At 62.2% G+C, this 20,810-nt stretch carries 33 protein-coding genes; 28 read left to right on the top strand and 5 right to left on the bottom strand.

Annotation, left to right across the window (positions count from 1 at the left end):
• The first annotated feature begins 2 nt into the window (after positions 1 to 2).
• The 21 genes from rplP to truB all read left to right on the top strand — a co-directional run bounded on the left by rplP (position 3) and on the right by truB (position 10,444).
• On the top strand, positions 3 to 413 hold the full coding sequence (gene rplP / locus HND55_11625; GenBank protein QKK03245.1) for a 50S ribosomal protein L16: 411 nt from the start codon (positions 3 to 5) through the stop codon (positions 411 to 413).
• Complete coding sequence (rpmC, locus tag HND55_11620) at positions 413 to 610, top strand: 50S ribosomal protein L29 (protein QKK03244.1); 198 nt, start codon at positions 413 to 415, stop codon at positions 608 to 610. Before rplP ends, rpmC begins: the two co-directional genes overlap by 1 nt.
• Positions 607 to 867: a 30S ribosomal protein S17 gene (gene rpsQ / locus HND55_11615; GenBank protein QKK03243.1), complete on the top strand. Its 261-nt coding sequence runs from the start codon at positions 607 to 609 to the stop codon at positions 865 to 867. The genes rpmC and rpsQ overlap by 4 nt, the downstream gene beginning before the upstream one ends.
• Before the next feature lie 14 nt (positions 868 to 881).
• Complete coding sequence (rplN, locus tag HND55_11610; protein QKK03242.1) at positions 882 to 1,250, top strand: 50S ribosomal protein L14; 369 nt, start codon at positions 882 to 884, stop codon at positions 1,248 to 1,250.
• 10 nt (positions 1,251 to 1,260) lie between these two features.
• Positions 1,261 to 1,578 carry a 50S ribosomal protein L24 gene (rplX, locus tag HND55_11605; GenBank protein ID QKK03241.1) on the top strand — a complete coding sequence of 106 codons (318 nt, stop codon included), beginning with the start codon at positions 1,261 to 1,263 and terminating at the stop codon, positions 1,576 to 1,578.
• Between the two features lie 11 nt (positions 1,579 to 1,589).
• Positions 1,590 to 2,132: a 50S ribosomal protein L5 gene (rplE, locus tag HND55_11600; protein QKK03240.1), complete on the top strand. Its 543-nt coding sequence runs from the start codon at positions 1,590 to 1,592 to the stop codon at positions 2,130 to 2,132.
• A 15-nt stretch (positions 2,133 to 2,147) separates the two neighbouring features.
• On the top strand, positions 2,148 to 2,453 hold the full coding sequence (rpsN, locus tag HND55_11595) for a 30S ribosomal protein S14 (protein QKK03239.1): 306 nt from the start codon (positions 2,148 to 2,150) through the stop codon (positions 2,451 to 2,453).
• 10 nt (positions 2,454 to 2,463) lie between these two features.
• Entirely contained in the window at positions 2,464 to 2,859 is a 396-nt protein-coding gene (rpsH, locus tag HND55_11590) for a 30S ribosomal protein S8 (GenBank protein ID QKK03238.1), read from the top strand.
• Positions 2,860 to 2,882: 23 nt separating this feature from the next.
• Positions 2,883 to 3,410: a 50S ribosomal protein L6 gene (rplF, locus tag HND55_11585; protein ID QKK03237.1), complete on the top strand. Its 528-nt coding sequence runs from the start codon at positions 2,883 to 2,885 to the stop codon at positions 3,408 to 3,410.
• A gap of 10 nt (positions 3,411 to 3,420) precedes the next feature.
• Positions 3,421 to 3,777, top strand: coding sequence for a 50S ribosomal protein L18 (rplR, locus tag HND55_11580; protein QKK03236.1), 357 nt, complete (start codon positions 3,421 to 3,423; stop codon positions 3,775 to 3,777).
• 16 nt (positions 3,778 to 3,793) lie between these two features.
• Positions 3,794 to 4,300 carry a 30S ribosomal protein S5 gene (rpsE, locus tag HND55_11575; protein ID QKK03235.1) on the top strand — a complete coding sequence of 169 codons (507 nt, stop codon included), beginning with the start codon at positions 3,794 to 3,796 and terminating at the stop codon, positions 4,298 to 4,300.
• Positions 4,293 to 4,487 (top strand): 50S ribosomal protein L30, encoded by a 195-nt coding sequence (gene rpmD, locus HND55_11570; protein ID QKK03234.1) that lies wholly within the window; start codon positions 4,293 to 4,295, stop codon positions 4,485 to 4,487. Before rpsE ends, rpmD begins: the two co-directional genes overlap by 8 nt.
• A 23-nt stretch (positions 4,488 to 4,510) precedes the next feature.
• The gene (rplO, locus tag HND55_11565; protein QKK03233.1) at positions 4,511 to 4,942 is read left to right on the top strand and encodes a 50S ribosomal protein L15; all 432 of its coding nucleotides are present in this window, start codon (positions 4,511 to 4,513) and stop codon (positions 4,940 to 4,942) included.
• Positions 4,942 to 6,300, top strand: a complete 1,359-nt coding sequence (gene secY, locus HND55_11560) for a preprotein translocase subunit SecY (protein ID QKK03232.1) — start codon at positions 4,942 to 4,944, stop codon at positions 6,298 to 6,300. The genes rplO and secY overlap by 1 nt, the downstream gene beginning before the upstream one ends.
• A 33-nt stretch (positions 6,301 to 6,333) precedes the next feature.
• Complete coding sequence (gene rpmJ / locus HND55_11555; protein ID QKK03231.1) at positions 6,334 to 6,447, top strand: 50S ribosomal protein L36; 114 nt, start codon at positions 6,334 to 6,336, stop codon at positions 6,445 to 6,447.
• A gap of 102 nt (positions 6,448 to 6,549) precedes the next feature.
• On the top strand, positions 6,550 to 6,903 hold the full coding sequence (gene rpsM, locus HND55_11550) for a 30S ribosomal protein S13 (protein QKK03230.1): 354 nt from the start codon (positions 6,550 to 6,552) through the stop codon (positions 6,901 to 6,903).
• An 11-nt stretch (positions 6,904 to 6,914) separates the two neighbouring features.
• On the top strand, positions 6,915 to 7,307 hold the full coding sequence (gene rpsK, locus HND55_11545) for a 30S ribosomal protein S11 (GenBank protein ID QKK03229.1): 393 nt from the start codon (positions 6,915 to 6,917) through the stop codon (positions 7,305 to 7,307).
• A gap of 26 nt (positions 7,308 to 7,333) precedes the next feature.
• Complete coding sequence (gene rpsD, locus HND55_11540; protein QKK03228.1) at positions 7,334 to 7,960, top strand: 30S ribosomal protein S4; 627 nt, start codon at positions 7,334 to 7,336, stop codon at positions 7,958 to 7,960.
• A gap of 87 nt (positions 7,961 to 8,047) precedes the next feature.
• On the top strand, positions 8,048 to 9,019 hold the full coding sequence (gene rpoA, locus HND55_11535) for a DNA-directed RNA polymerase subunit alpha (protein QKK04093.1): 972 nt from the start codon (positions 8,048 to 8,050) through the stop codon (positions 9,017 to 9,019).
• Between the two features lie 10 nt (positions 9,020 to 9,029).
• On the top strand, positions 9,030 to 9,416 hold the full coding sequence (rplQ, locus tag HND55_11530; protein QKK03227.1) for a 50S ribosomal protein L17: 387 nt from the start codon (positions 9,030 to 9,032) through the stop codon (positions 9,414 to 9,416).
• 119 nt (positions 9,417 to 9,535) lie between these two features.
• Positions 9,536 to 10,444, top strand: coding sequence for a tRNA pseudouridine(55) synthase TruB (truB, locus tag HND55_11525; protein QKK03226.1), 909 nt, complete (start codon positions 9,536 to 9,538; stop codon positions 10,442 to 10,444).
• A gap of 182 nt (positions 10,445 to 10,626) precedes the next feature.
• Here the strand turns inward: truB and HND55_11520 are convergent, their stop codons facing one another.
• Positions 10,627 to 11,445 carry an inositol monophosphatase gene (locus HND55_11520; GenBank protein ID QKK03225.1) on the bottom strand — a complete coding sequence of 273 codons (819 nt, stop codon included), beginning with the start codon at positions 11,443 to 11,445 and terminating at the stop codon, positions 10,627 to 10,629.
• Positions 11,446 to 11,677: 232 nt separating this feature from the next.
• On the opposite strand from HND55_11520, the gene HND55_11515 reads away from it, so the two are divergent.
• Together HND55_11515 and HND55_11510 are read left to right on the top strand one after the other, a co-directional pair.
• The gene (locus tag HND55_11515; GenBank protein ID QKK03224.1) at positions 11,678 to 12,430 is read left to right on the top strand and encodes an RNA methyltransferase; all 753 of its coding nucleotides are present in this window, start codon (positions 11,678 to 11,680) and stop codon (positions 12,428 to 12,430) included.
• Complete coding sequence (locus HND55_11510; protein ID QKK03223.1) at positions 12,414 to 12,782, top strand: cysteine methyltransferase; 369 nt, start codon at positions 12,414 to 12,416, stop codon at positions 12,780 to 12,782. Before HND55_11515 ends, HND55_11510 begins: the two co-directional genes overlap by 17 nt.
• Before the next feature lie 91 nt (positions 12,783 to 12,873).
• On the opposite strand, the gene HND55_11505 is transcribed toward HND55_11510, so the two are convergent.
• Entirely contained in the window at positions 12,874 to 13,614 is a 741-nt protein-coding gene (locus HND55_11505; protein QKK03222.1) for a hypothetical protein, read from the bottom strand.
• 110 nt (positions 13,615 to 13,724) lie between these two features.
• Between HND55_11505 and dapE the strand changes: the two genes are divergently transcribed.
• From dapE to truD, 5 genes are all read left to right on the top strand, one after another.
• Positions 13,725 to 14,909, top strand: coding sequence for a succinyl-diaminopimelate desuccinylase (gene dapE / locus HND55_11500; GenBank protein QKK03221.1), 1,185 nt, complete (start codon positions 13,725 to 13,727; stop codon positions 14,907 to 14,909).
• Complete coding sequence (locus HND55_11495) at positions 14,894 to 15,178, top strand: cell division protein FtsB (GenBank protein ID QKK03220.1); 285 nt, start codon at positions 14,894 to 14,896, stop codon at positions 15,176 to 15,178. Before dapE ends, HND55_11495 begins: the two co-directional genes overlap by 16 nt.
• A gap of 127 nt (positions 15,179 to 15,305) precedes the next feature.
• The gene (locus HND55_11490; GenBank protein ID QKK03219.1) at positions 15,306 to 16,157 is read left to right on the top strand and encodes a hypothetical protein; all 852 of its coding nucleotides are present in this window, start codon (positions 15,306 to 15,308) and stop codon (positions 16,155 to 16,157) included.
• A 107-nt stretch (positions 16,158 to 16,264) separates the two neighbouring features.
• Entirely contained in the window at positions 16,265 to 16,693 is a 429-nt protein-coding gene (locus HND55_11485; protein ID QKK03218.1) for a hypothetical protein, read from the top strand.
• Between the two features lie 36 nt (positions 16,694 to 16,729).
• Complete coding sequence (gene truD / locus HND55_11480) at positions 16,730 to 17,752, top strand: tRNA pseudouridine(13) synthase TruD (protein QKK03217.1); 1,023 nt, start codon at positions 16,730 to 16,732, stop codon at positions 17,750 to 17,752.
• Here truD and HND55_11475 read toward each other — a convergent pair.
• From HND55_11475 to HND55_11465, 3 genes are all read right to left on the bottom strand, one after another.
• Positions 17,740 to 18,135, bottom strand: a complete 396-nt coding sequence (locus HND55_11475; protein QKK03216.1) for an FHA domain-containing protein — start codon at positions 18,133 to 18,135, stop codon at positions 17,740 to 17,742. The two genes, truD and HND55_11475, sit on opposite strands and share 13 nt — an antisense overlap.
• A gap of 24 nt (positions 18,136 to 18,159) precedes the next feature.
• Positions 18,160 to 19,308, bottom strand: a complete 1,149-nt coding sequence (locus HND55_11470; protein QKK03215.1) for a cystathionine gamma-synthase — start codon at positions 19,306 to 19,308, stop codon at positions 18,160 to 18,162.
• A gap of 81 nt (positions 19,309 to 19,389) precedes the next feature.
• Positions 19,390 to 20,763: a pyridoxal-phosphate dependent enzyme gene (locus HND55_11465; protein ID QKK03214.1), complete on the bottom strand. Its 1,374-nt coding sequence runs from the start codon at positions 20,761 to 20,763 to the stop codon at positions 19,390 to 19,392.
• Positions 20,764 to 20,810 lie beyond the last annotated feature (47 nt).

The raw sequence follows: 20,810 nt of genomic DNA, 5'->3' as shown, positions 1-20,810 counted from the left end.
CCATGCTGCAGCCCAAGCGAACCAAGTTCAGAAAGCAGCAGAAAGGCCGCAATCGCGGGCTGGCGCATGTCGGTAACCGCGTCAGTTTCGGTGAGTTCGGCCTGCAGGCGACGACCCGCGGATTCCTGACTGCGCGTCAGATCGAATCGGCGCGTCGGGCGATTACACGTCACGTCAAGCGCGGCGGAAAGCTCTGGATTCGCGTTTTTCCCGACAAGCCTGTGACCAAGAAGCCGGTCGAGGTTCGCATGGGCAAGGGCAAGGGTAACGTCGAGTTCTGGGTCGCTCCGGTGCAGCCGGGACGAGTCATTTACGAGATTCAGGGCGTCAGCGAGGATGTGGCGCGTGAAGCGTTTCGCCGCGCTGCCGCAAAACTGAGTGTACAGACAGCCTTCGTGTCGAGGACGATGTAATGGAAGCCAGTGAACTGCGACAGAAGAGTGCCGTCGAGCTCCACGAAATCCTGATCGGGTTGCGCAAGGAGCAGTTCTCGCTGCGCATGCAGCATGGTACCGGACAACTCGGTGGGCCGCACGAGCTGCGACGGGTGCGCAAGGACATTGCACGGGTCAAGACTGTGCTTAACCAGAAGCAGGAAAGCAACGCATGAGTGGCGAAGATCGCAAGCAGCGCAGTCTGACCGGACGCGTTGTCAGTAACAAGATGGACAAGACGGTCACAGTGCGTCTCGAGCGCCTGGTCAAGCATCCGCTCTACGGCAAGTACATTCGCCGGTCCAGCAAGGTGCATGCCCACGATCCGGACAACAGCTGCAACGAGGGCGATACCGTTCTGATCGAACAGACTCGGCCCATGTCGAAAACCAAGGCCTGGCGCGTCATCGAAGTCGTCGAGCGGGCACAGTAATCGGAGCAAGTGTCATGATTCAGATGCAATCCAGGTTGTCGGCAGCTGATAACAGCGGAGCGCGCGAGCTGCAGTGCATCAAGGTGCTGGGTGGATCCAAGCGCCGTTATGCCAGCATTGGTGATGTCATCAAGGTCACGGTCAAGGATGCGATTCCGCGCGGCAAGGTCAAGAAGGGTGAAGTCTACAATGCCGTGGTCGTGCGCACTGCCAAGGGCGTGCGGCGTCGTGACGGTTCGTTGATCCGTTTCGACGGCAATGCCGCCGTGCTGCTCAACAACAAACTTGAACCGATCGGCACGCGTATTTTCGGGCCGGTCACGCGAGAATTGCGCACCGGGCAGTTCATGAAGATCGTGTCACTGGCCCCGGAAGTCCTGTAAGGAGTTCAATATGCAACGTATTCGCAAAGGCGACGAAGTGATCGTGATTGCGGGCCGGAGCAAGAATCAGCGCGGTCACGTGCTGAAAGTGCTCAAGGACCAGCGCTTTCTGGTTGAAAACGTCAACATGGTCAAGCGCCATCAGAAGCCCGATCCCCAGAGCCAGAAGCCTGGCGGCATTATCGAGCGCGAGGCGCCAATTGATGCATCGAACGTGATGTTGTACAACCCGTCGACCGGCAAGGGCGATCGGGTCGGGTTCAAGTTTCTGGAAGACGGTCGCAAGGTGCGCTTTTATCGCTCCACCGGCGAAGTCGTGGATATCTAAAGGCGAAAACAATGGTCAGGTTGCAGCAATATTACAACGATACCGTCGTCGGCCAGCTGACCGAACGGTTCGGCTATGCCAATCCAATGCAGGTGCCGCGTTTGCAGAAGATCACTATCAACATGGGTGTGGGCGAGGCCGTTGGCGACAAGAAGGTCATCGAGCACGCCGTTTCAGACATGACCAAGATCGCCGGTCAGCGGCCGGTTGTGACCAAGGCGCGCAAGTCGGTTGCGAGCTTCAAGATCCGGGACGATTACCCGATCGGCTGCATGGTTACGCTGCGCCGTGAGCGCATGTACGAGTTTTTTGACCGGCTGATCAACATCGCCTTGCCGCGGGTGCGCGATTTTCGTGGTGTTCCGCGCAAATCGTTTGATGGCCGGGGCAATTTCAATCTTGGAGTGCGCGAGCAGATTATTTTTCCGGAGATCAACTACGATCAGGTTGACGCAATTCGGGGTATGGATATCGCCATAACGACAACGGCAGCGACCGACGATGAGGGCGCTGCGCTGCTTGAGTCGTTCGGTTTCCCGTTCCGGGCGAAGTAAGGAGAGGACAGCAATATGGCAAAGATTTCAATGGTTGAGCGTGACGTCCGGCGAACCAAGCTGGTGACCCGTCACGCCCAGAAGCGTGCAGAGCTCAAGCGGATCATTGCCGACCCGGAAGTCGGTTTTGAGGAGAAGCAGGAGGCGATGCACAAGCTCAACAAGCTGCCGCGTGACTCCGCGGCAGTACGCCAGCGCAATCGCTGTCGACAGTCGGGTCGTCCGCGCGGTTATTACCGCAAATTTGGCCTGGGCCGCAACAAGCTGCGCGAAGCCGCCATGCGTGGCGATATTCCGGGCCTGCGCAAGGCCAGCTGGTAAGGAGAAAGGCATGAGCATGAGTGATCCCATTGCCGATATGCTGGCGCGCATCAAGAACGCGCAGGCGGTCAGCAAGCGCAGCGTCAGTATCCCGGCCTCGAAGGTGAAGGTTGCGATCAGCCAGGTGCTGAAGGACGAGGGCTATATCCGTGACTTCCAGGTCGAGGAACAGGACGCCAAGCACACCCTCGTGATTGATCTGAAGTACATCGAGGGGCGCGGCGTGATTGACCGACTGGATCGCTACAGTCGGCCCAGCCGGCGCGACTATTGCGGCAAGGACGAACTGCCACGCGTTCTCAATGGTCTGGGCGTGGCCATCGTCAGCACGTCGCGCGGCGTGATGACGGATCGCCAGGCACGCACAGAGGGGCATGGCGGTGAAGTGCTGTGCCTGGTCGCCTGATCGAGTTATCGGAGAAACGAACAATGTCGAGAATAGCCAGTGCCCCAATCCTGCTGCCCAAGGGCGTCGAGTTCAGCCACAGCGACGGCGTGGTCAGGGTCAAGGGCAGCAAGGGCGAGCTTGAGATGAAGCTGCACCCGAGCGTGTCCGTCAGTCTCGACGACGACACGATCAGTGTTGCGCCGCAAGAGGGCGGGACCATGGCGATGGCCGGGACGATGCGTGCCTTGATTGCCAACATGGTACATGGCGTCACCGACGGCTTCGAAAAGAAACTCGAGCTGCGCGGCGTTGGCTATCGCGCCCAGATGCAGGGCAAAAAGCTCAATCTACAGCTTGGCTTCAGCCATCCCATTGATTTCGATATCCCGGATGGAGTCAGCGTCGAGACACCGAGTCAGACGGAAATTCTGGTTCGGGGTAGCGACAAGCAGCTGGTTGGCCAGGTCGCGGCCAAGATTCGCGGTTACCGGCCGCCGGAGCCCTACAAGGGCAAGGGTGTGCGCTACGCGGACGAACGCGTCATCATGAAGGAAGCCAAGAAGGCTTGAGGAAAGGATCATGAAGGACAAGAATCTCTCACGGCTGAGAAGAAGCCGCAGGAACCGGGCCCGGATTCAGCGGTCTGGACAGGCGCGTCTGACCGTTCATCGTTCCGGGCGGCATATTTATGCCCAGATCATCGCCCCCGGCGGTGGCAGGACGCTGGCCGCGGCATCGACCCTGCAGAAGGACGTTGCCGAAGGCCTCAAGAGTACCTGCAGTGTTGAAGCGGCCGAGCTGGTTGGCCGAACGGTGGCCGAACGTGGCCTGGCGGCAGGCGTGGAAGCCGTGGCCTTCGATCGCTCGGGATTTAAATATCACGGGCGCGTCAAGGCACTGGCGGACGCCGCGCGTGAAGCCGGTCTGAAGTTTTAACGCATACGGAATCGATATGGCTAGAGACAACAGCACAGACGACCTGATCGAGAAGCTGGTTGCAGTCAACCGCGTGGTCAAGGTTGTCAAGGGCGGCCGTCAGTTCAGCTTCACCGCGCTGACGGTGGTCGGCGACGGCGAAGGCAAGGTCGGCTTCGGGTATGGCAAGGCGCGAGAAGTGCCGCTGGCCATTCAGAAGGCCATGGAACGGGCACGGCGAGACATGGTGCGCATCAGCCTCAACGAAGGCACGTTGTGGCACCCGATCAAGGCCAGTCACAGCGGTTCGAGAGTCTACATGCAGCCGGCCTCCGGAGGTACCGGAGTCATCGCTGGTGGACCCATGCGTGCGGTTTTCGAGGCTGTCGGCGTGCACGATGTGCTGGCCAAGAGCCTGGGATCCAACAACCCGATCAACCTGGTCCGAGCTACGCTGAAGGGTCTTCAGAGCATGGCGTCGCCGGAAAAAGTGGCGCTTAAGCGCGGCAAGTCGATTGAAGAGGTGCTCGAGTACCATGGCTAAGAAAAAAGAGTCAAGACTGCGCGTCACGCTGGTGCGCAGTGTCAACGGCACCATCGGCAAGCACCGTGAAACGGTGCGGGGCCTGGGCCTGAGGCGCATGCACCATACTGTCGAACTTGAGGGCACGCCGGCCATTCGCGGCATGATCCGCAAGGTTGACTACCTGGTGCGAGTCGAGGAAGCCTGAATCCGCAAGCTAGGAACATGGACATGAAACTCAATTCAATTCAACCGGCCAGCGGCAGTCGCCGAACACGCAAGCGCGTTGGTCGGGGTATCGGTTCCGGACTGGGCAAGACCTGCGGCCGTGGTCACAAGGGACAGAAGTCACGTTCCGGAGGCTTCCACAAGGTTGGCTTCGAGGGCGGGCAGATGCCGCTTCAAAGACGTGTGCCCAAAATCGGTTTCCGCTCGGCGGTTAACCGCTTTACCCGGGAAGTGCGCCTATACCAGCTGACAGCGCTTGACAGCGACGTGGTCGACCTGGAATCGCTCAAGGCGGCAGGGATTGTAGACAACGCGGCGCGGCGCGTGCGCCTGGTCTGCAAGGGTGAAATCGGTCGCGCGGTGACGGTGCGCGGACTGCACGTGACCGCAGGTGCCGTGCGCGCCATCGAGGCGGCCGGGGGCAAGGTCGAATAATGTCTCGCAGCCCGTCGGACATGGCCGGAATGCTTGGGGGTATAGGCCGGCTCAAGGAATTGCGTCAGCGCCTGTTCGTGGTGCTGGTCGCGCTGCTGGTATTCCGCTTTGGTACCTTCATTCCGGTGCCGGGAATCAACCCGATTGCGCTGGTCGAATTGATGGATATGACCAGTGGCACCATCGTCGACATGTTCAACATGTTTTCCGGCGGCGCCCTGGGACGCTTTTCCATCTTCGCGCTCGGGGTGATGCCCTACATCTCCGCGGCCATCATCATGCAGCTGATGAGCCATGCTGTCCCGCAGCTTCAGCAACTGCGCAAGGAAGGTGAGGCCGGCCGGCGAAAGATCACCCAGTACACGCGATATTTCACGGTCGTACTGGCGACGTTCCAGTCGTTCGGAATTGCTGTTGCGCTGCAGAGCCAGAGCGCCGGTGCGGGTCTTCCGGTCGTCATTGCCCCGGGCCCGGGATTCGTCCTCTCTGCGGTCATTACTCTTACGGCCGGAACGGTTTTTCTGATGTGGCTGGGTGAGCAGATCACGGAGCGTGGCATTGGCAACGGGATTTCCATTCTCATTTTTGCCGGTATCGTCGCCGAGCTTCCGCGGGCGGTCGGCTCGACGCTGGAACTGGTGCGCACCGGCCAGTTGGCCATCATCACGGCAACGTTTCTGCTCATTCTGGCGCTTGCCGTTACCGCCTTTGTGGTATTCGTCGAGCGCGGGCAGCGCCGAATCACGGTCAACTACGCGCAACGGCAGGGTCGGCGTGCCTATCGCAACCAGTCGACGCATCTGCCGCTGAAGGTCAATATGTCCGGTGTGATTCCAGCCATCTTTGCCTCCAGCCTGGTGCTGTTTCCGGCGACGATTTCGACCTGGTTCGGTCAGGCCGGATCGGCCGGCTGGCTGCAGAACATCGCCCAGCAGCTTACCCCGGGACAGCCGATCTACATCGCCCTGTACGGTGGCTTGGTGTTGTTCTTCGCCTTTTTCTACACGGCCATCGTGTTCAACTCGAAGGAAACGGCCGACAATCTCAAGAAGTCTGGTGCGTTCATACCGGGTATTCGTCCCGGCCGTCAGACCGCCGAGTACATCGATTATGTGCTCACGCGTATTACTCTGGTCGGGGCGACCTACCTGGTGGCAGTCTGCCTCCTGCCGGAGTTTCTGATCTTGCGCTGGAACGTGCCTTTCTATTTCGGAGGCACGTCTTTGCTGATTATCGTCGTGGTCACCATGGACTTCATGGCGCAACTGCAGGCGCACCTGATGTCGCACCAGTACGACAGCCTGCTCAAGAAGTCCAACCTCAAGGGCTACGGTAGTAGCGGTGTCGTGCGTCGCTAGGCGCCGTCAACGGAATGCGTTCGGAGAGAAGAAATGAAAGTTCAGGCATCGGTCAAGAAGATCTGTCGGCACTGCAAGATCGTGCGCCGCAAGGGCATCGTCTACGTGATCTGCAGTGATCCGAAACACAAGCAGCGACAGGGCTGATTCCGGCAGCGTTCGGCTGCCGGGCCTTGTAGGTAGAGCTAAAAGTCAGTACAATTGCCGGTTTGCGTTGATTCGGCGCAAACACGATGACGGAGCGAGTATATGGCACGTATTGCAGGCGTCAACCTGCCGGTTCAGAAGCATATCTGGGTGGCGTTGACTCATATTTATGGCGTCGGGCGGACCCGGGCGCTGGAGATCTGTGAGGCCACGGGCGTGGCGCCGGAGACCAAGGTGCGCGATCTGACCGAGGCCGAGCAGGAAAAGCTGCGCCAGGCGATTGGTGCGATGGCGGTCGAAGGGGACCTCCGGCGCGAGGTCTCGATGAGTATCAAGCGCCTGATGGACCTGGGCTGCTACCGTGGTCTGCGTCATCGACGCGGTCTTCCCGTTCGCGGTCAGCGCACCCGAACCAACGCACGCACCCGCAAGGGCCCGCGTCGTCCGATTCGTTGAGGTAAACGGTCATGGCGAAGCAACAGACTTCCAAAGGCAAGAAGAAGGTCAAGAAGACCGTGGTGGACGGTATTGCTCACGTGCATGCCTCATTCAATAACACCATCATTACGATCACTGATCGCCAGGGCAACACGGTGTCATGGGCCACCTCAGGCGGGTCCGGGTTTCGTGGTTCCCGCAAGTCGACCCCGTTTGCGGCACAGGTGGCGGCCGACAGTGCCGGTCGCGCCGCGCAGGAATACGGAATGAAGAATCTCGAGGTCCGGGTCAACGGCCCGGGACCGGGTCGGGAGTCGTCGGTACGCTCACTCAATGCCGTCGGCTTCAAGATCACCAATATCATCGACGTCACGCCGATTCCGCACAACGGCTGTCGTCCACCCAAGAAACGTCGCGTGTAATCCACCGGCAGGCAGACTGAGAAGCTATGGCTAGATATATCGGACCCACTTGCAAACTTGCCCGGCGCGAAGGTGTCGATCTGGGCCTGAAGAGCCCCGCGCGCGGCCTGGAGTCGAAGTGCAAGCTCAACCAGCCCCCGGGCCAGCATGGTGACAGTCGCAGGCAGCGGCTGTCGGACTATGCGCTTCAGCTGCGGGAAAAGCAGAAAGTGCGCCGTATGTATGGCGTCCTCGAGCGGCAGTTTCGTAATTACTACAAGGAGGCGGCGCGCCGCAGAGGTGCCACTGGCGAGAATCTGCTGCAGCTTCTGGAGAGCCGGCTGGACAATGTTGTCTACCGCATGGGGCTTGCAGTCACTCGCGCACAGGCGCGGCAGCTTGTCAGCCATCGGGCGATCGAAGTCAATGGCCAGGTCGTGAACATACCGTCCTATCAGGTTCAGGCCGAGGATCGTGTCGGCGTCCGCGAAAAGGCACGCAAGCAGCTCCGGATCCAGGAGGCTATCAACGTGTCGCGGGAGCTCGATCTCGTGCCGATGTGGATCGACGTGGACTTCGACAAGATGGAAGGGGTTTTCAAGACAGCGCCGGAGCGGGACGACTTGCCGCCCGACATCAACGAAAACCTGATTGTCGAGCTGTACTCGAAGTAATTGCCGCAGGTTTGCGGCAACGAAGACTGATTAAGCATTCGGAGAAGTATTTACATGTCAGGCCAGATCAGCGAACTAATCGGCACGATGCTCAAGCCGAAGGGACTCGTCGTCGACGAGCTTTCGCCGCGGCGTGCCCGCATCACGCTGGAACCGCTGGAGCGCGGCTTCGGGCATACGCTGGGCAATGCCCTGCGTCGTATCCTGCTGTCATCGATTCCCGGCAGCGCCATCAGTGAGGCGGAAATCGACGGCGTGCTGCATGAGTACACCGCAGTGGAAGGTCTTCAGGAGGACATCGTCGAGGTGCTGCTCAACCTCAAGGATATCGCGATTCGCATGCATCACCGCGACGAGGCGGTCGTCACGCTGAGCAAGGACAAGGCCGGGCCGGTGAAAGCCGGTGACATACAGCTCGACCATGATATCGATATCGTCAACCCCGAGCATGTCATCTGCAACCTGACCAAGGACAGCAAGCTGCGCATGCAGCTCAAGGTGACCCGCGGCGTCGGTTATCAGCCAGCCGCTGCGCTCAAGTTCAACGAGGAAGAGACGCGGACCATCGGCCGCCTCCAGCTCGATGCTTCGTATTGCCCGGTGCATCGAGTCGCCTACAGTGTGGAAAGCGCACGCGTGGCCCAGCGCACCGACCTCGACAAGCTGGTGCTTGATATCGAAACCAACGGCACCATGAGCTGCGAGGATGCGGTCAAGCTGGCCGCCGGAATCCTGGTGGACCAGATGTCGGTATTCGTCGATTTCGTGGCGCGTGAAAAGGACGAGACGGAATCGGCGAGCGAGACATTCGATCCGATTCTTCTGCGTCCGATTGACGATCTGGAGTTGACTGTCCGATCGGCCAATTGCCTGAAGGCCGAGCATATTCAGTACGTTGGCGACCTGGTCCAGCGCACCGAGACCGAACTGCTCAAGACGCCCAACCTCGGCAAAAAGTCGCTGACGGAAATCAAGACGGTGCTGGCCACCCATGACCTGTCGCTGGGGACCCGGCTTGAAAACTGGCCGCCGCCCTCGCTGGCGCGCAGCGAAACCTAAGGAGAACACCATGCGTCATCGTAAAGCAGGCCGAAAACTCAATCGGACATCGGCTCACCGTCGCGCCATGTTCCGGAATCTGGCTGCCAGCCTGTTCGAGCACGAAATGATCAAGACCACGCTGCCCAAGGCCAAGGAACTCAGGCGCGTGGCCGAACCACTGATTACCCTGGCCAAGGACGACAGTGTTGCCGCCCGCCGGCTGGCGTTCGATCGGCTGCGCGACAAGCGTGCGGTCGGCAAGCTGTTCACCGAGATCGGTCCGCGCTATCGGGAGCGACCTGGCGGCTACTTGCGCATTCTCAAGTGCGGGTTCCGCAGCGGCGACAATGCCCCCATGGCCTGGGTGGAGCTGGTCGACCGTCCGGATGCGCCGGGCAGTGAGCTTAACGACTGATTTCCGGAATGCGACGCCATGAACCGGAGGTTCAGCAAGCCCGGCCCAGTGCCGGGCTTTTTGATTGCCGTCCAGGGTCAGCGGCAAGTGTATGGTGATAGGCCGGATGACGAAAATCGATGACAACTGACGGAATTGTCTTGCTTGACAAGCCGGTCGGTATCACATCAAACGCAGCTCTGAGCCGCCTGAAGCGGAAACTGAGCCTTCGCAAGGCCGGTCACACCGGAACGCTGGATCCGATGGCCTCCGGACTGCTGGTTGCCTGCCTCGGGCAGGCGACCCGGGTAGCGGCCTACCTGCTCGATGCCGACAAGACCTACCAGGCCAGCGTGCATCTGGGGCTGGTCACCGACAGTGAGGACGCCGAAGGAGAGATCATCGGGCGGCATGAGGTCCCGGCGCTTGACCGCGCCGCGGTCGAAGCCGAACTGGCGCAGTTTAGTGGCAGGATCGAGCAGGTTCCGCCAATGCATTCGGCCTTGAAGCATCAGGGGCGCCGGCTCTACGAACTGGCGCGTGCCGGCCAGCAGGTTGAGCGCCCGGCGCGGCGCGTCGTGATTCATGAAATCGAGTTGACCGATTTCCAGCCGCCGGTCCTTTCGCTCCATGTTCGCTGCTCCAAGGGCACCTACATTCGGGCGCTGGCGCGGGATATCGGCGAGGTGCTCGGCTGCGGGGCGCATCTGAGTGCCCTGCGGCGTGTGGCCAGTGAGCCGTTCCATGTGGCGGATGCCGTGTCGCTTGAGGCGCTCGACCGGATGCCGGCCGAGGCGGTTCAGGCGCGAGTGCTGCCCGCCGATCGCGCCCTGCCACATCTGCCCGCGATCGAACTTTCTGTCGAGCCTGCCCGGCGAGTGCTACAGGGACAGAAACTCAGCGATCTGGATACAGCGCAGAAAGGGCTCGTGCGCCTCTATGCTGCGGGTCAGTTTCTTGGCATCGGAGAGCTGGACGGAGCCGGGCATCTGCGGCCAGTGCGACTGTTTCCGATACCCCTTGGCCCCGGGGGCCCCGGTCGGCAGTAACGGGCTCTAGCCCGCATTATTCATGAATTCACTCGCGCCCTTGCTTGCGCCTTGTCCGCACAGCGGATTTTTCTCCCTCGGAAATACAGCCTGGTATTCCGCTCGGTCGGAAAATCCGCTGTGCGAACAAACCCCTGCGCAATCACCGCGGCGATTCATGAATAACGCGGGCTAGCGGGCCGTCATTGCTTTTTGTCGACGCGTGCTCTCAGTGCATCGCTGAGGTGTGGTTCGATACACTGGCGCATCGCTGTGACCAGCTTGAACGGCGCTGCGAGGATATGTCCGGACTCCAGCCAGCGATCGCCGCCTGCGATGTCCATCACAACACCGCCTGCTTCCTGGACAAGCAGGGCGCCGGCGGCCAGATCCCAGGGCTTGAGACCCAGTTCCCAGTAGGCATCCAAGCGACCGCAGGCCACGTAGGCGAGATCCAGTGATGCCGTGCCGGCGCGGCGGATGTCTTCAACCTTGTCGAAAATGGCGCCGAACATGCCCTGGTAGGCCGCCAGCAGACGGCGTTTGCGAAACGGGAAAGCGGTGGCGACGACGGCGCTCGACAGCTCCTTGCGTCCGGAGACACGCACGCGCTGGCTGTTGAGAAAGGCGCCCTGGCCGCGGCTGGCGGTGAACATTTCTTCACGCAACGGATCGTAGACCACCCCCGCCTCGATGCGCCCCCGGATCTGCAGGGCGATGGAAATGGCGAAATGCGGGATACCGCGCAGGTAGTTGCTTGTGCCGTCAATCGGGTCGACGATCCACACGTGATCGCTCTGGCCGCTCTGCCCGCCTTCCTCGCCAAGAATGGCGTGGTCACGGTGGTGCCTGAAAATGTAGTCGCGAATGACCTGCTCGCAGGCGCGGTCGACCTCGCAGACGTAATCGTGCCGCGCCTTGCGTTCGACCGGTATGCTCTCCAGGCGGGAGCGGTACTTGGTCGCCAGCTGGCCCGCCTGGCGCGCGGCCTCGACGGCAATATTGACGTGCGGATTGGTCATCGCTGGAGCCGGCTCGGTGCCAAACCCGTAAGGATATAGGATTCTGTTGAACGGTGCCTGTCATCGAGCGCAGTCATGCCGATGCGTGCGCCGGTCCGGCCGCCAGGCGGCCGCATGTGCCCGACAGCGGTCGCGCGCGATGCGCGAGCCTGCGGTCCTGTTGTCGTGATTCCTCCGAGATCGAAGCGCTCGAGCGCCTGGTGACTGCGCCGGTGGCGGTAGAATCTGTCTCATGATCCATGCGGCAAACCATATCCGGATCGTGCTGGTCGGCACGACCCATCCCGGCAACATCGGCGCGACGGCGCGGGCCATGAAGGTGATGGGACTCGAGCGGCTCTGGCTGGTCTCGCCGTCACGTTTTCCCTCGGGAGAGGCAACGGCCCGGGCCTCCCACGCCGACGACATCCTGGCCCGTGCGGTGGTCGTCGACGACTTCATGCAGGCGATTGCTGGCTGTCCGCTGGTGCTGGGCGCGTCGGGCAAGCCATGGTCACTGCCGCAGCCGGCGATCGATCCGCGCACCGCGGCAGCCAGGGCGGTCGCCGAGGCCGGGCATCACGAGGTTGCCCTGGTGTTCGGACGCGAAAAAACCGGCCTGCACATCGACGAAATCAGGCATTGCCATTCACTCGTCAGCATCCCCACCAGCGAGCACTACGGTTCGCTCAATCTCGCCCAGGCGGTGCAGATCCTGGCCTATGAGGTCCACCTGGCCATGATCGGCGGCGGGCCTGGTGAGGTTCCGCCGTCCGACTGGGACCCGGTCGAGCCCGAGCGTCTGGAGTTTTTCTTTCGGCGCCTGGAGGAGTCGCTGCTGGCCATTCGCTTCCTGAATCCGCGCCAGCCCAAGCGCCTGATGCAGCGCTTGCGCCGGCTTTTCCTGCGCGCCAGACCCGATGAAAACGAACTGAATATCCTCAACGGCATCGTCTCACACACGCTGGGCGTGGCACGAGAGCGATCGGATGAGCAAGAGCACTGAGCCGGACGTCAGCGACGATCGCTACCGACGCATCTGGGAGGCCGTTGCAGGTATTCCGAGAGGTTGCGTGCTCAATTACGGTGCTGTTGCCCGGATGGCGGGGCTGCCTGGCAGGGCGCGCCTGGTTGGCCGGGCTCTGGGGCGCGCGCCGAAGGCAATGGCGCTGCCCTGGCACCGTGTCGTCAATGCTCAGGGCAGGATCAGTTTTCCTCCAGACAGCCGCAAGGCGGCCGAGCAGCGCCGGCGTCTGGAAAACGAGGGTGTGGAGTTCGATGGCGGGGAGATCGACCTCGATCGCTTCAGCCCGGAGCGGGCGCTGGATCGCATGCTGTGGGGCCCGGGCGGTTCGTAAGGAGAATCGGCGATTGCATTCTGCGCCGGCGAAACGCAGCGGATGCGGGGGCTGGCAGTTCCGCAGTAGACAGGGTCGTCAATCAGCGGGTTCAACCGCCGGCGTAGAAGGTCTGGAGCAGTCGAAACACCTCCGGTTCGTGTTGCCTGAGCCGGTCCGGCGCATCGAAGACATATTCGCTGCTAACGGCAAAATATTCTGCCGGCGATTCGGCGGCGTAGGGATCAATGGCGGGCGCCTGGCCCGCGTCAAGTAATCGACTGAGTCGCTCGAAGGCTTCCGAGAACGTCCGCGTCCAGTCGTCCGGATCCATCCCCCGGTGCAGCGGCGGACAGCCATCCATGTCGCCGCTCAACTGGTCAATCTGGTGCGCCAGCTCATGCACGACCACATCGAAGCCATCGCCCTGGGCGGAGTCCCTGACGTCTGACAACGACAGCACGACCGGGCCTCCTGCCCATGCCTCGCCAGCCCGCAGGTCGCGGCCATGACTGATGACACCGGTCTCGTCCTCGTATTCCGTTTCAGCGATGAACGCGCCGGGATACAGGATGAAGGTGTGAAAGTCGGCATAGGCGCTGATCCCCAGCTTCAGAATCGGTCGGGCAGCGAGCAGCGCCACGACCAGGCGATCATCGTCGCTGGGCTGGAAGTCGCCGGCGCCGATGAATGCCTTGCAGGCGAGTATTTCGGCGGCACGCTGGCGCAGGGCATCGAGCTGAATCCCGGCCAGGGACGGAAATCGCCGCGTAATGGCCAAAACTGCCGGTCGCGACGGCATGGCCGCATCGACCCGGCGTTGCCAGAACCGTTGGCGCCATTTCCGAAACATGGTGGCAGATGCCTTGGCCGGATCAGCTCGTATTATCGACGATTCGGACTGCCATCGGACGCCGGCAGGCAGGCTCACCGGCTTCCGGCCGATGCGGTAAGCTTCACCGCATGGCAACAGTACCCGGCCAAACCGAAAGCGATACCGTTGTTGAGCTGAGTGGCGCGCTGATCGCGCGTCGCTCGGTCACGCCTGATGATGCCGGCTGTCAGGATCTGATTGCACGCCGGCTCAAGGCGGCCGGCATGACGGTGGAATCGCTCGACGTCGAGGATGTGTGCAATCTATTCGCCCGGCACGGCCAGGGATCACCACACCTGATGCTGCTTGGGCATACCGATGTGGTTCCGCCGGGTCCGGAGGCCGACTGGTCCTCACCGCCGTTCGCACCCACTCTTCGCGATGGCAAGCTCTACGGGCGCGGTGCGGCGGACATGAAGTCGTCCGTGGCGGCATTCGTCGTGGCACTGGAGCAGTGGCTTGCCGCTTGTCCCGACCATCCCGGGACGATCTCCCTGCTTCTGACCTCTGATGAAGAAGGCTCCGCTCGTCACGGTGTGCGCGCCGTTGTCCCCTGGCTGGAGCGGCACCAGCTGCTGCCGGATGCCTGCCTGGTCGGCGAGCCTTCCGGACGCGATCGACTCGGAGACGTGATTCGGATCGGGCGACGCGGATCCATCCAGGCCAGCCTGAAGGTATTCGGCAGGCAGGGCCACACCGCCTACGCAGCGCCGCAGGACAATCCCGTGCATCGCGCCGCCCCCCTGCTGGCCGCGCTCGCGCGGCTCGAATTCGACGACGGCGACGAGCATTTTCCGCCGACTCGGCTGCAGGTTTCCAACCTGCAGGCCGGGACCGGCGCCGACAACGTCACGCCCGGTGAGCTGATCGTCATGTTCAACCTGCGCAACAACCCCAATACCGGTGCGGATGAGCTTGAACAGCGCCTGCGCAGGTTGATCGGTGACCTTGATCCGGGGCCGTACGAGCTGGACTGGCGCATTTCCGGTGAGCCCTTCGGGCCTGCAACCGGGCTGCTGCCCGGCGTGGTGCAAGCGGCCTGCCGCAGTGTGTTGGGCCACGCCCCGGCAGCGGACACCGGTGGCGGCACCTCCGATGGACGCTTTCTGGGCTCGCTCGGAATCCCGGTGGTCGAACTCGGGCCGGTCAATCGCAGCATTCACCAGGTCGACGAGCACATCGCCCTGGACGATCTGCGTCGCCTGCCCGGACTCTACCGGGCGGTCATCAATGGCTTTCTGAATGCGGCGGCTCAACCATGCGCATCATCCTGATCGTGCTGGCCGTAGTGCTGATCCTGCTGCAATTGCGCCTGTGGCAGGAGGTGCGCGAGGTGCGCGCGCTGCGCGAGATGGTCGAGCAGCAGCTCGCCGAAAACAAGGCCCTCGAACAGCGCAATGAAGCACTGGCCGCCGAGGTCGAGGACCTGCGTGCCGGCCTGGAAGCGATCGAGGAACGGGCTCGGTCCGAACTCGGGCTGATTCGCGAAGACGAGGAGTTCTACCTGATCGTCGACCCCGAAGAGGTCGATCCCGAGCCCTGAAATGGCCTATCAGGACGATTTCAGAGAGATTTCAGGCAGCGAGGCTTGCTACCGCAGCGGGTTTCATCGGATTCTGTTGACTCGATGATCTCTTCGCCATGCCGTAACTGATTCCGGGGCCAGGTGTTTGACCTACCGATTCGATGACTGCCGCTTCGATGCCAGTGACGGGCGACTGACCGGGCCGTCGGATGGCAGGGAAGTCACGCTGCGGCCGCAGGCCGGGCGCCTGCTCGAGTGTTTTCTCGAACATCCGGGCGAGGTGCTGGCCCGTGAGACGCTGTGCGCGGCAGTCTGGAACACGGGGACAGTGGTCGATTTCGAATCAGGTCTGGCCGCACTGATCCGTGAGTTGCGCCAGGCGTTCGAAGAGGTCGGGGCCAGCGCCGAGTTCATCGAGACGGTGCCGCGGCGCGGTTATCGCTTTCGCCCGACGGTAGACACGCACCGCCCAGGCTCGGGGGAGCGCTGGTTCGAATTCACTCGTCCGGGCCTGGTGCTTGCTCTGGTCATGATTCTGATCCTGGCCTCGGTCGGCGCGTTCTGGCTGCTGCGTCCCGCGTCATCGGTGAACGCGCCAACGCTGGCGATTCTGCCTTTCGAGCGCTTTGGGGCACCTGCACAAGGTGGGCGCGTCGAGCTGCTTCTGCCCGATACCATCCTGGCAGATCTTTGGGAAGTCGAGCTGGAGGGACTGGAACTGCTGGGACGGGTTGCCCTGAGACCCTACCGGGGGCGAGAAGATGTGGCTGAAGCGGTCGCCAGGGACCTTGATGTCAATCTCATCATGGAGGGGACCGTGACCCATCTCGACGGGCAGTGGCAGGTCAGCGCCCGGCTGCTGCAGATGCCCCGCGGGCGACTGCTCTGGGGCAGTGCCGGCAGCTGGTCGGGCGAGGCGCTGCCGATTCGGGAGGTGGCCGAAGCGCTGGTCGGTGATCTGGCTGCGGCCTGGCCGGAGCTGGCAGCCCGTTTGTGAAGGCTTTCAGCGGGATTTCAGGAAAATTCCGTTCCCGGTCCATGGATTTCAGCGCAGTGGCGGGGGCACACTGTGCTCGACTGAACTGAAATTGAGGAGTGCGCAAGATGAAACGACTGACCAGGCAAATCATGTTCGGGCTGGTGATACTCGCGGTTTCGGCAACGGCCGCTGCGCAAGTGATGCTGCCGACGACCACGCCGGGCCCGCATGCTGCACATATCAGCGGCGTGCTTGGCAAGGCCGGCAAGGAAATATTCGGTGTCCGCTTCATCGAGATCGACGGCCGCAACATCTTTCCCCGCTCGGAGATGTGGCTCAAGCCGGGATCGTACACGATCAAGGTGCTGATCGATGCGGCCCATAGCCGGAGACCGCCGCAGTTCAGCGGTCATCGCGAGCACCGGCGCCCCGACAGTTACAACGAGATCGAACTCGAGCTGGAGGCAGGAAAGACCTACGAGATCCGCGCCCGCTATGACCGCTCCGACGAGGCAGTGCCCTACCGCGTCATTCTGTACAAGGTCACGGAATAGGCCCGTGGCTGCCGTGCTCGGACTGGTTGCGACGAGGTGACCCCGTATGCCTGGGGAGAGCCGGTCACCCGCGGAGTCATCCGGCAGTCGCCGGAGGACTTCCGGGTGATCGAGGAGCTGGGCCATGAGCCGGACGGAAGCGGCGAGCATCTGTGGCTGTGGGTGGAGAAACGGGAGCGCAACACTGTTGATGTCGCTGTCGACCTGGCGCGCTGCGCCCAGGTTCATCCGCGCCGGATCGGTTTCGCCGGCCTCAAGGATCGCCGCGCCGTCACCCGCCAGTATTTTTCCATTCACCTGCCCGGACAAGCCGACCCGGACTGGAGCGGCTGGGACATTCCCGGCGTGCGCATTCTCGAAGGTCGGCGCTGTCTCCGCAAGATTCAGCGCGGCAGGCTGATCGGCAACCGCTTCGAGCTGGTCGTTCGCGCCGTGTCGGGGGCGCGTGATCGCATTGAGGAACGGCTCGTCCGGATCGCGGACGATGGCGTGCCCAACGGCTTTGGCGAGCAGCGATTCGGCGGCAACAACGTTGCCCGTGCCTATGCGCTGTTTCGCGGTGCGCTGCGCCGCAAGCCGTCCGGATCCAAGCGCGGATTCTATCTGTCGGCAGCGCGCTCGCTGATCTTCAACCGGATACTGGCTGAACGGATTGAACAGGGCAGCTGGAACGAGCTGATTCCAGGAGACCTGGCGGTACTCGACGGCTCGCGATCATTCTTTCGCGCCGATGCAAACGACCCTGAACAGCGTCGCCGGGTTGACGAACTCGATATCCACCCCAGCGGGGCGCTGGCCGGTGCCGGTGACAGCCCGGCCGGGGAAGCGGCCGCTGCTCTCGAAAACCGTCAGTTCGAGGCCCACCGGGAGCTGGTCGAGGGTCTGGCCCGGTTCGGTATGCGCCAGGAGCGAAGAGCGCTGCGCATGCGCGTTGCGGGGCTTGAATGGTCGTTTCCCGACGACTCGACTCTGCAGCTGGCCTTTTCGCTGCATACCGGCAGTTATGCCACCTCGGTGCTGCGCGAATTGGTCGATTATCAGACGGATCACAGCCAGTAGAAATACGCCGCGGCTGCCAGCGCGCCGGCGATGATCAAGGCCAGTGAGATCCACACGCCCCTGCGCTGCCGATGCGGCCCGGCATCCCTGAGAACGCTGGGCGGCCGCAGTCCCGGTGCCTGCAGCACGAACCGGTGTTCGCCGACGCGAATCTCGTCGCCCGATTTCAGCGGCCGGCGCTGGACCGGTTCACCGTTGACCCAGACCTTGCCGGCCGGCTCGAGCATCAGGGTATCGCCGTCGTAGACGATGCGCAGATGACGCCCCATCAGGTCGTCGAGACGGATGTCGGCGTCGTCGGCCGAGCCGATGGAAGTGTCCTGCTCCAGCGGGAAGGTCTGCCCGGTGTGCGGGCCGGAAGCGGCTTTGAGGCGGAATTGCATTCGTTTGACCAGCAGGTTGTCGGTTCAGGCCCGGTCGAGTGCGGTCGACAGGTCGTCGATAAGATCGTCGATGTGCTCGATGCCTACCGACAGCCGGATCAGCGTGTCGGTGATGCCGAGTTGCTCGCGTCGCTGTCTGGGCAGTGAGCCGTGAGTCATGATTGCCGGATGGTTCACCAGCGATTCGACGCCGCCCAGTGACTCGGCCAGCGCGAACAGGCGGGTGTTCTCCAGGAAACGTCGGGCACGCTCCAGATCACCCCCGATGTCGAAACTCACCATCCCGCCGTACCCGCTCATCTGCGTTGTCGCCAGCTGCTTTTGGGGATGCGTGTCCAGGCCCGGATAGATCACCGCCGCAACCTCGGGATGCTCGCTCAGCCAGTCGGCGATGCGCGCTGCATTGCTGCAGTGCGCGTGCATGCGCAGCGCCAGGGTCTTGACCCCGCGCATGACCAGGAAGCTGTCGAACGGCCCCTGAACGCCGCCGGCCGAATTCTGGATGAAGGCAATTTTCGCGGCAAGCGCTTCGTCGTTGACCACCAAGGCGCCGCCGACCATGTCCGAATGGCCGTTGAGGTACTTGGTCACCGAGTGCAGCACGATATCGGCACCCAGATCGATGGGCTGCTGCAGCATCGGCGTTGCAAAGGTGTTGTCGACCACCAGCCAGGCATTGGAAGCACGCGCCAGTTCAGCCATGGCCGCGATATCGACGATCTGTAGCATCGGGTTGGTCGGCGTTTCCACCCAGATCATGCGCGTCCTGGTCGAGAGGGTGGCGCGGGCGGCATCGGTGTCGGTCAGATCGACGAACTTGAACTCCAGCCCGGATGATTGCCGGCGCACGCGTTCGAACAAGCGCCAGGTGCCGCCATAGAGATCGTGCATGGCAACCACTTCGTCACCGGGCTGGAGCAGATGCATCAGGCTGTCGACCGCGGCCATGCCCGAGGCGAACGCGAAGCCGTGTGAGCCGCCTTCGAGGTCGGCAATACAGTCTTCCCAGGCCTTGCGCGTCGGATTGTGCGTGCGTGAGTATTCGTAGCCCTGGTGATCACCCGGGCTCTTCTGCACGTAGGTGGAGGTCTGGTAGATCGGGGTCATGATGGCCCCGGTCGATGGATCCGGCGCCTGGCCGGCGTGGATAACTCGTGTGGCGAGTTTGCTCATGTGCTTGGCTCGTTCGTTGATTCGTTGTCTTAACGGGCCGTCAAGACCCGACCAGGTCGGGGTCGCATCCCCGACGGACGACTAACGGTCTGCCCTTCGCCGCAGGTAATTGAGCAGATCCACGCGCGTGATCAGGCCGAGAAATGCGTCGCCGTCGAGGACAATGGCAACGTGGTCGTGCTCGAAGATCGGCAGCAGCTCGTCGATACCGGCGCTGACCTGGACCGACTCCAGCTCGCTTACCATGGCCGAGGAGATCGGCTCGGCAAAGCGTTCCTCCTGATTGTAGACGGCCATCAGCAGATCGGACTCGTCGATGATGCCCACAATGCGCTTGCCTTCGACGACCGGCAGCTGCGAGACATCGTAGAGCTTCATTCGCTTGTAGGCGTTCGATAGCGGCTCGTCCGGCCCCACCGTAATGGCGTCGTGGGTTGCAACCGGGCGGGCAATCAGGTCGCGCAGGTCGCCATGCTTGTCGACCTCCAGAAACCCCTGCTCCCGCATCCAGTAGTCGTTGTACATTTTAGACAGATACTTGTTGCCGGTATCGCACACGAACGTCAGCACCGTCTTGGGGCGGGTCTGCTCGCGGCAGTAGCGCAGGGCGGCGGCGACCAGCGTCCCGGTTGATGAACCGCCGAGAATGCCTTCGCTCCTGAGCAGTTCGCGTGCGGTCAGGAAGCTTTCCCGGTCGGAGATCGAGTAGGCCTTGCCCACGCGCGAGAAGTCGCTGATCGACGGCAGGAAATCCTCGCCGATGCCCTCGACCAGCCAGCCACCGGCATCGTCGCGGACCTTGCCGGTTGCGATATAGTCGGCCAGGATCGAGCCCTCTGGATCGGCCAGCACGAGCTCCAGATCGGGCGCGGCTTCGGCAAAATGGCGCGACAGGCCGGTAATCGTGCCGGACGAGCCCACGCCGACAATCATTGCATCAAGGGCATGGCCCATCTGCTCGAGAATCTCCGGTCCGGTCATGGTTTCGTGGGCCAGTGGGTTGTCGGAATTGCCGAACTGGTTGATGAAGTAGCTGTTCTCGGTCGTCTCGGCGATATGCGCCGCCAGATCCTGGTAGTACTCCGGGTGTCCCTTGCCGACATCCGAACGCGTCAGGATGACCTCGGCACCCATTGCCTTGACATTGGAAATCTTCTCACGGCTCATCTTGTCGGGAATGACCAGAATCAGCCGATAGCCCTTCTGCGCGGCCACCAGTGCCAGCCCCAGACCGGTGTTTCCGGCGGTGCCCTCGACAATAGTCGCGCCGGGCTTGAGGTCACCGCGTCGCTCGGCCTCCTCGATCATCTTCAGGGCAATGCGATCCTTGATCGAGCCGGCCGGGTTCTGGCTTTCCAGCTTGAGGTACAGGCTGCACGGCCCGGTATCGAGTCGGTTGACGCGTACGATCGGCGTGCTGCCAATCAGTTCGAGCGCGCTGCGGTAGTGTGTCATGGGCAGTGTGTCGTCGCGGATTTCAGCCCGCCACGATATCTGAGTCG

The organism is Pseudomonadota bacterium (assembly GCA_013285445.1).
Lineage (GTDB): Bacteria > Pseudomonadota > Gammaproteobacteria > Xanthomonadales > Wenzhouxiangellaceae > Wenzhouxiangella.
The sequence above is the reverse complement of the archived record's forward strand: the minus strand, read 5'-3'. Positions and strand labels throughout refer to the sequence as shown.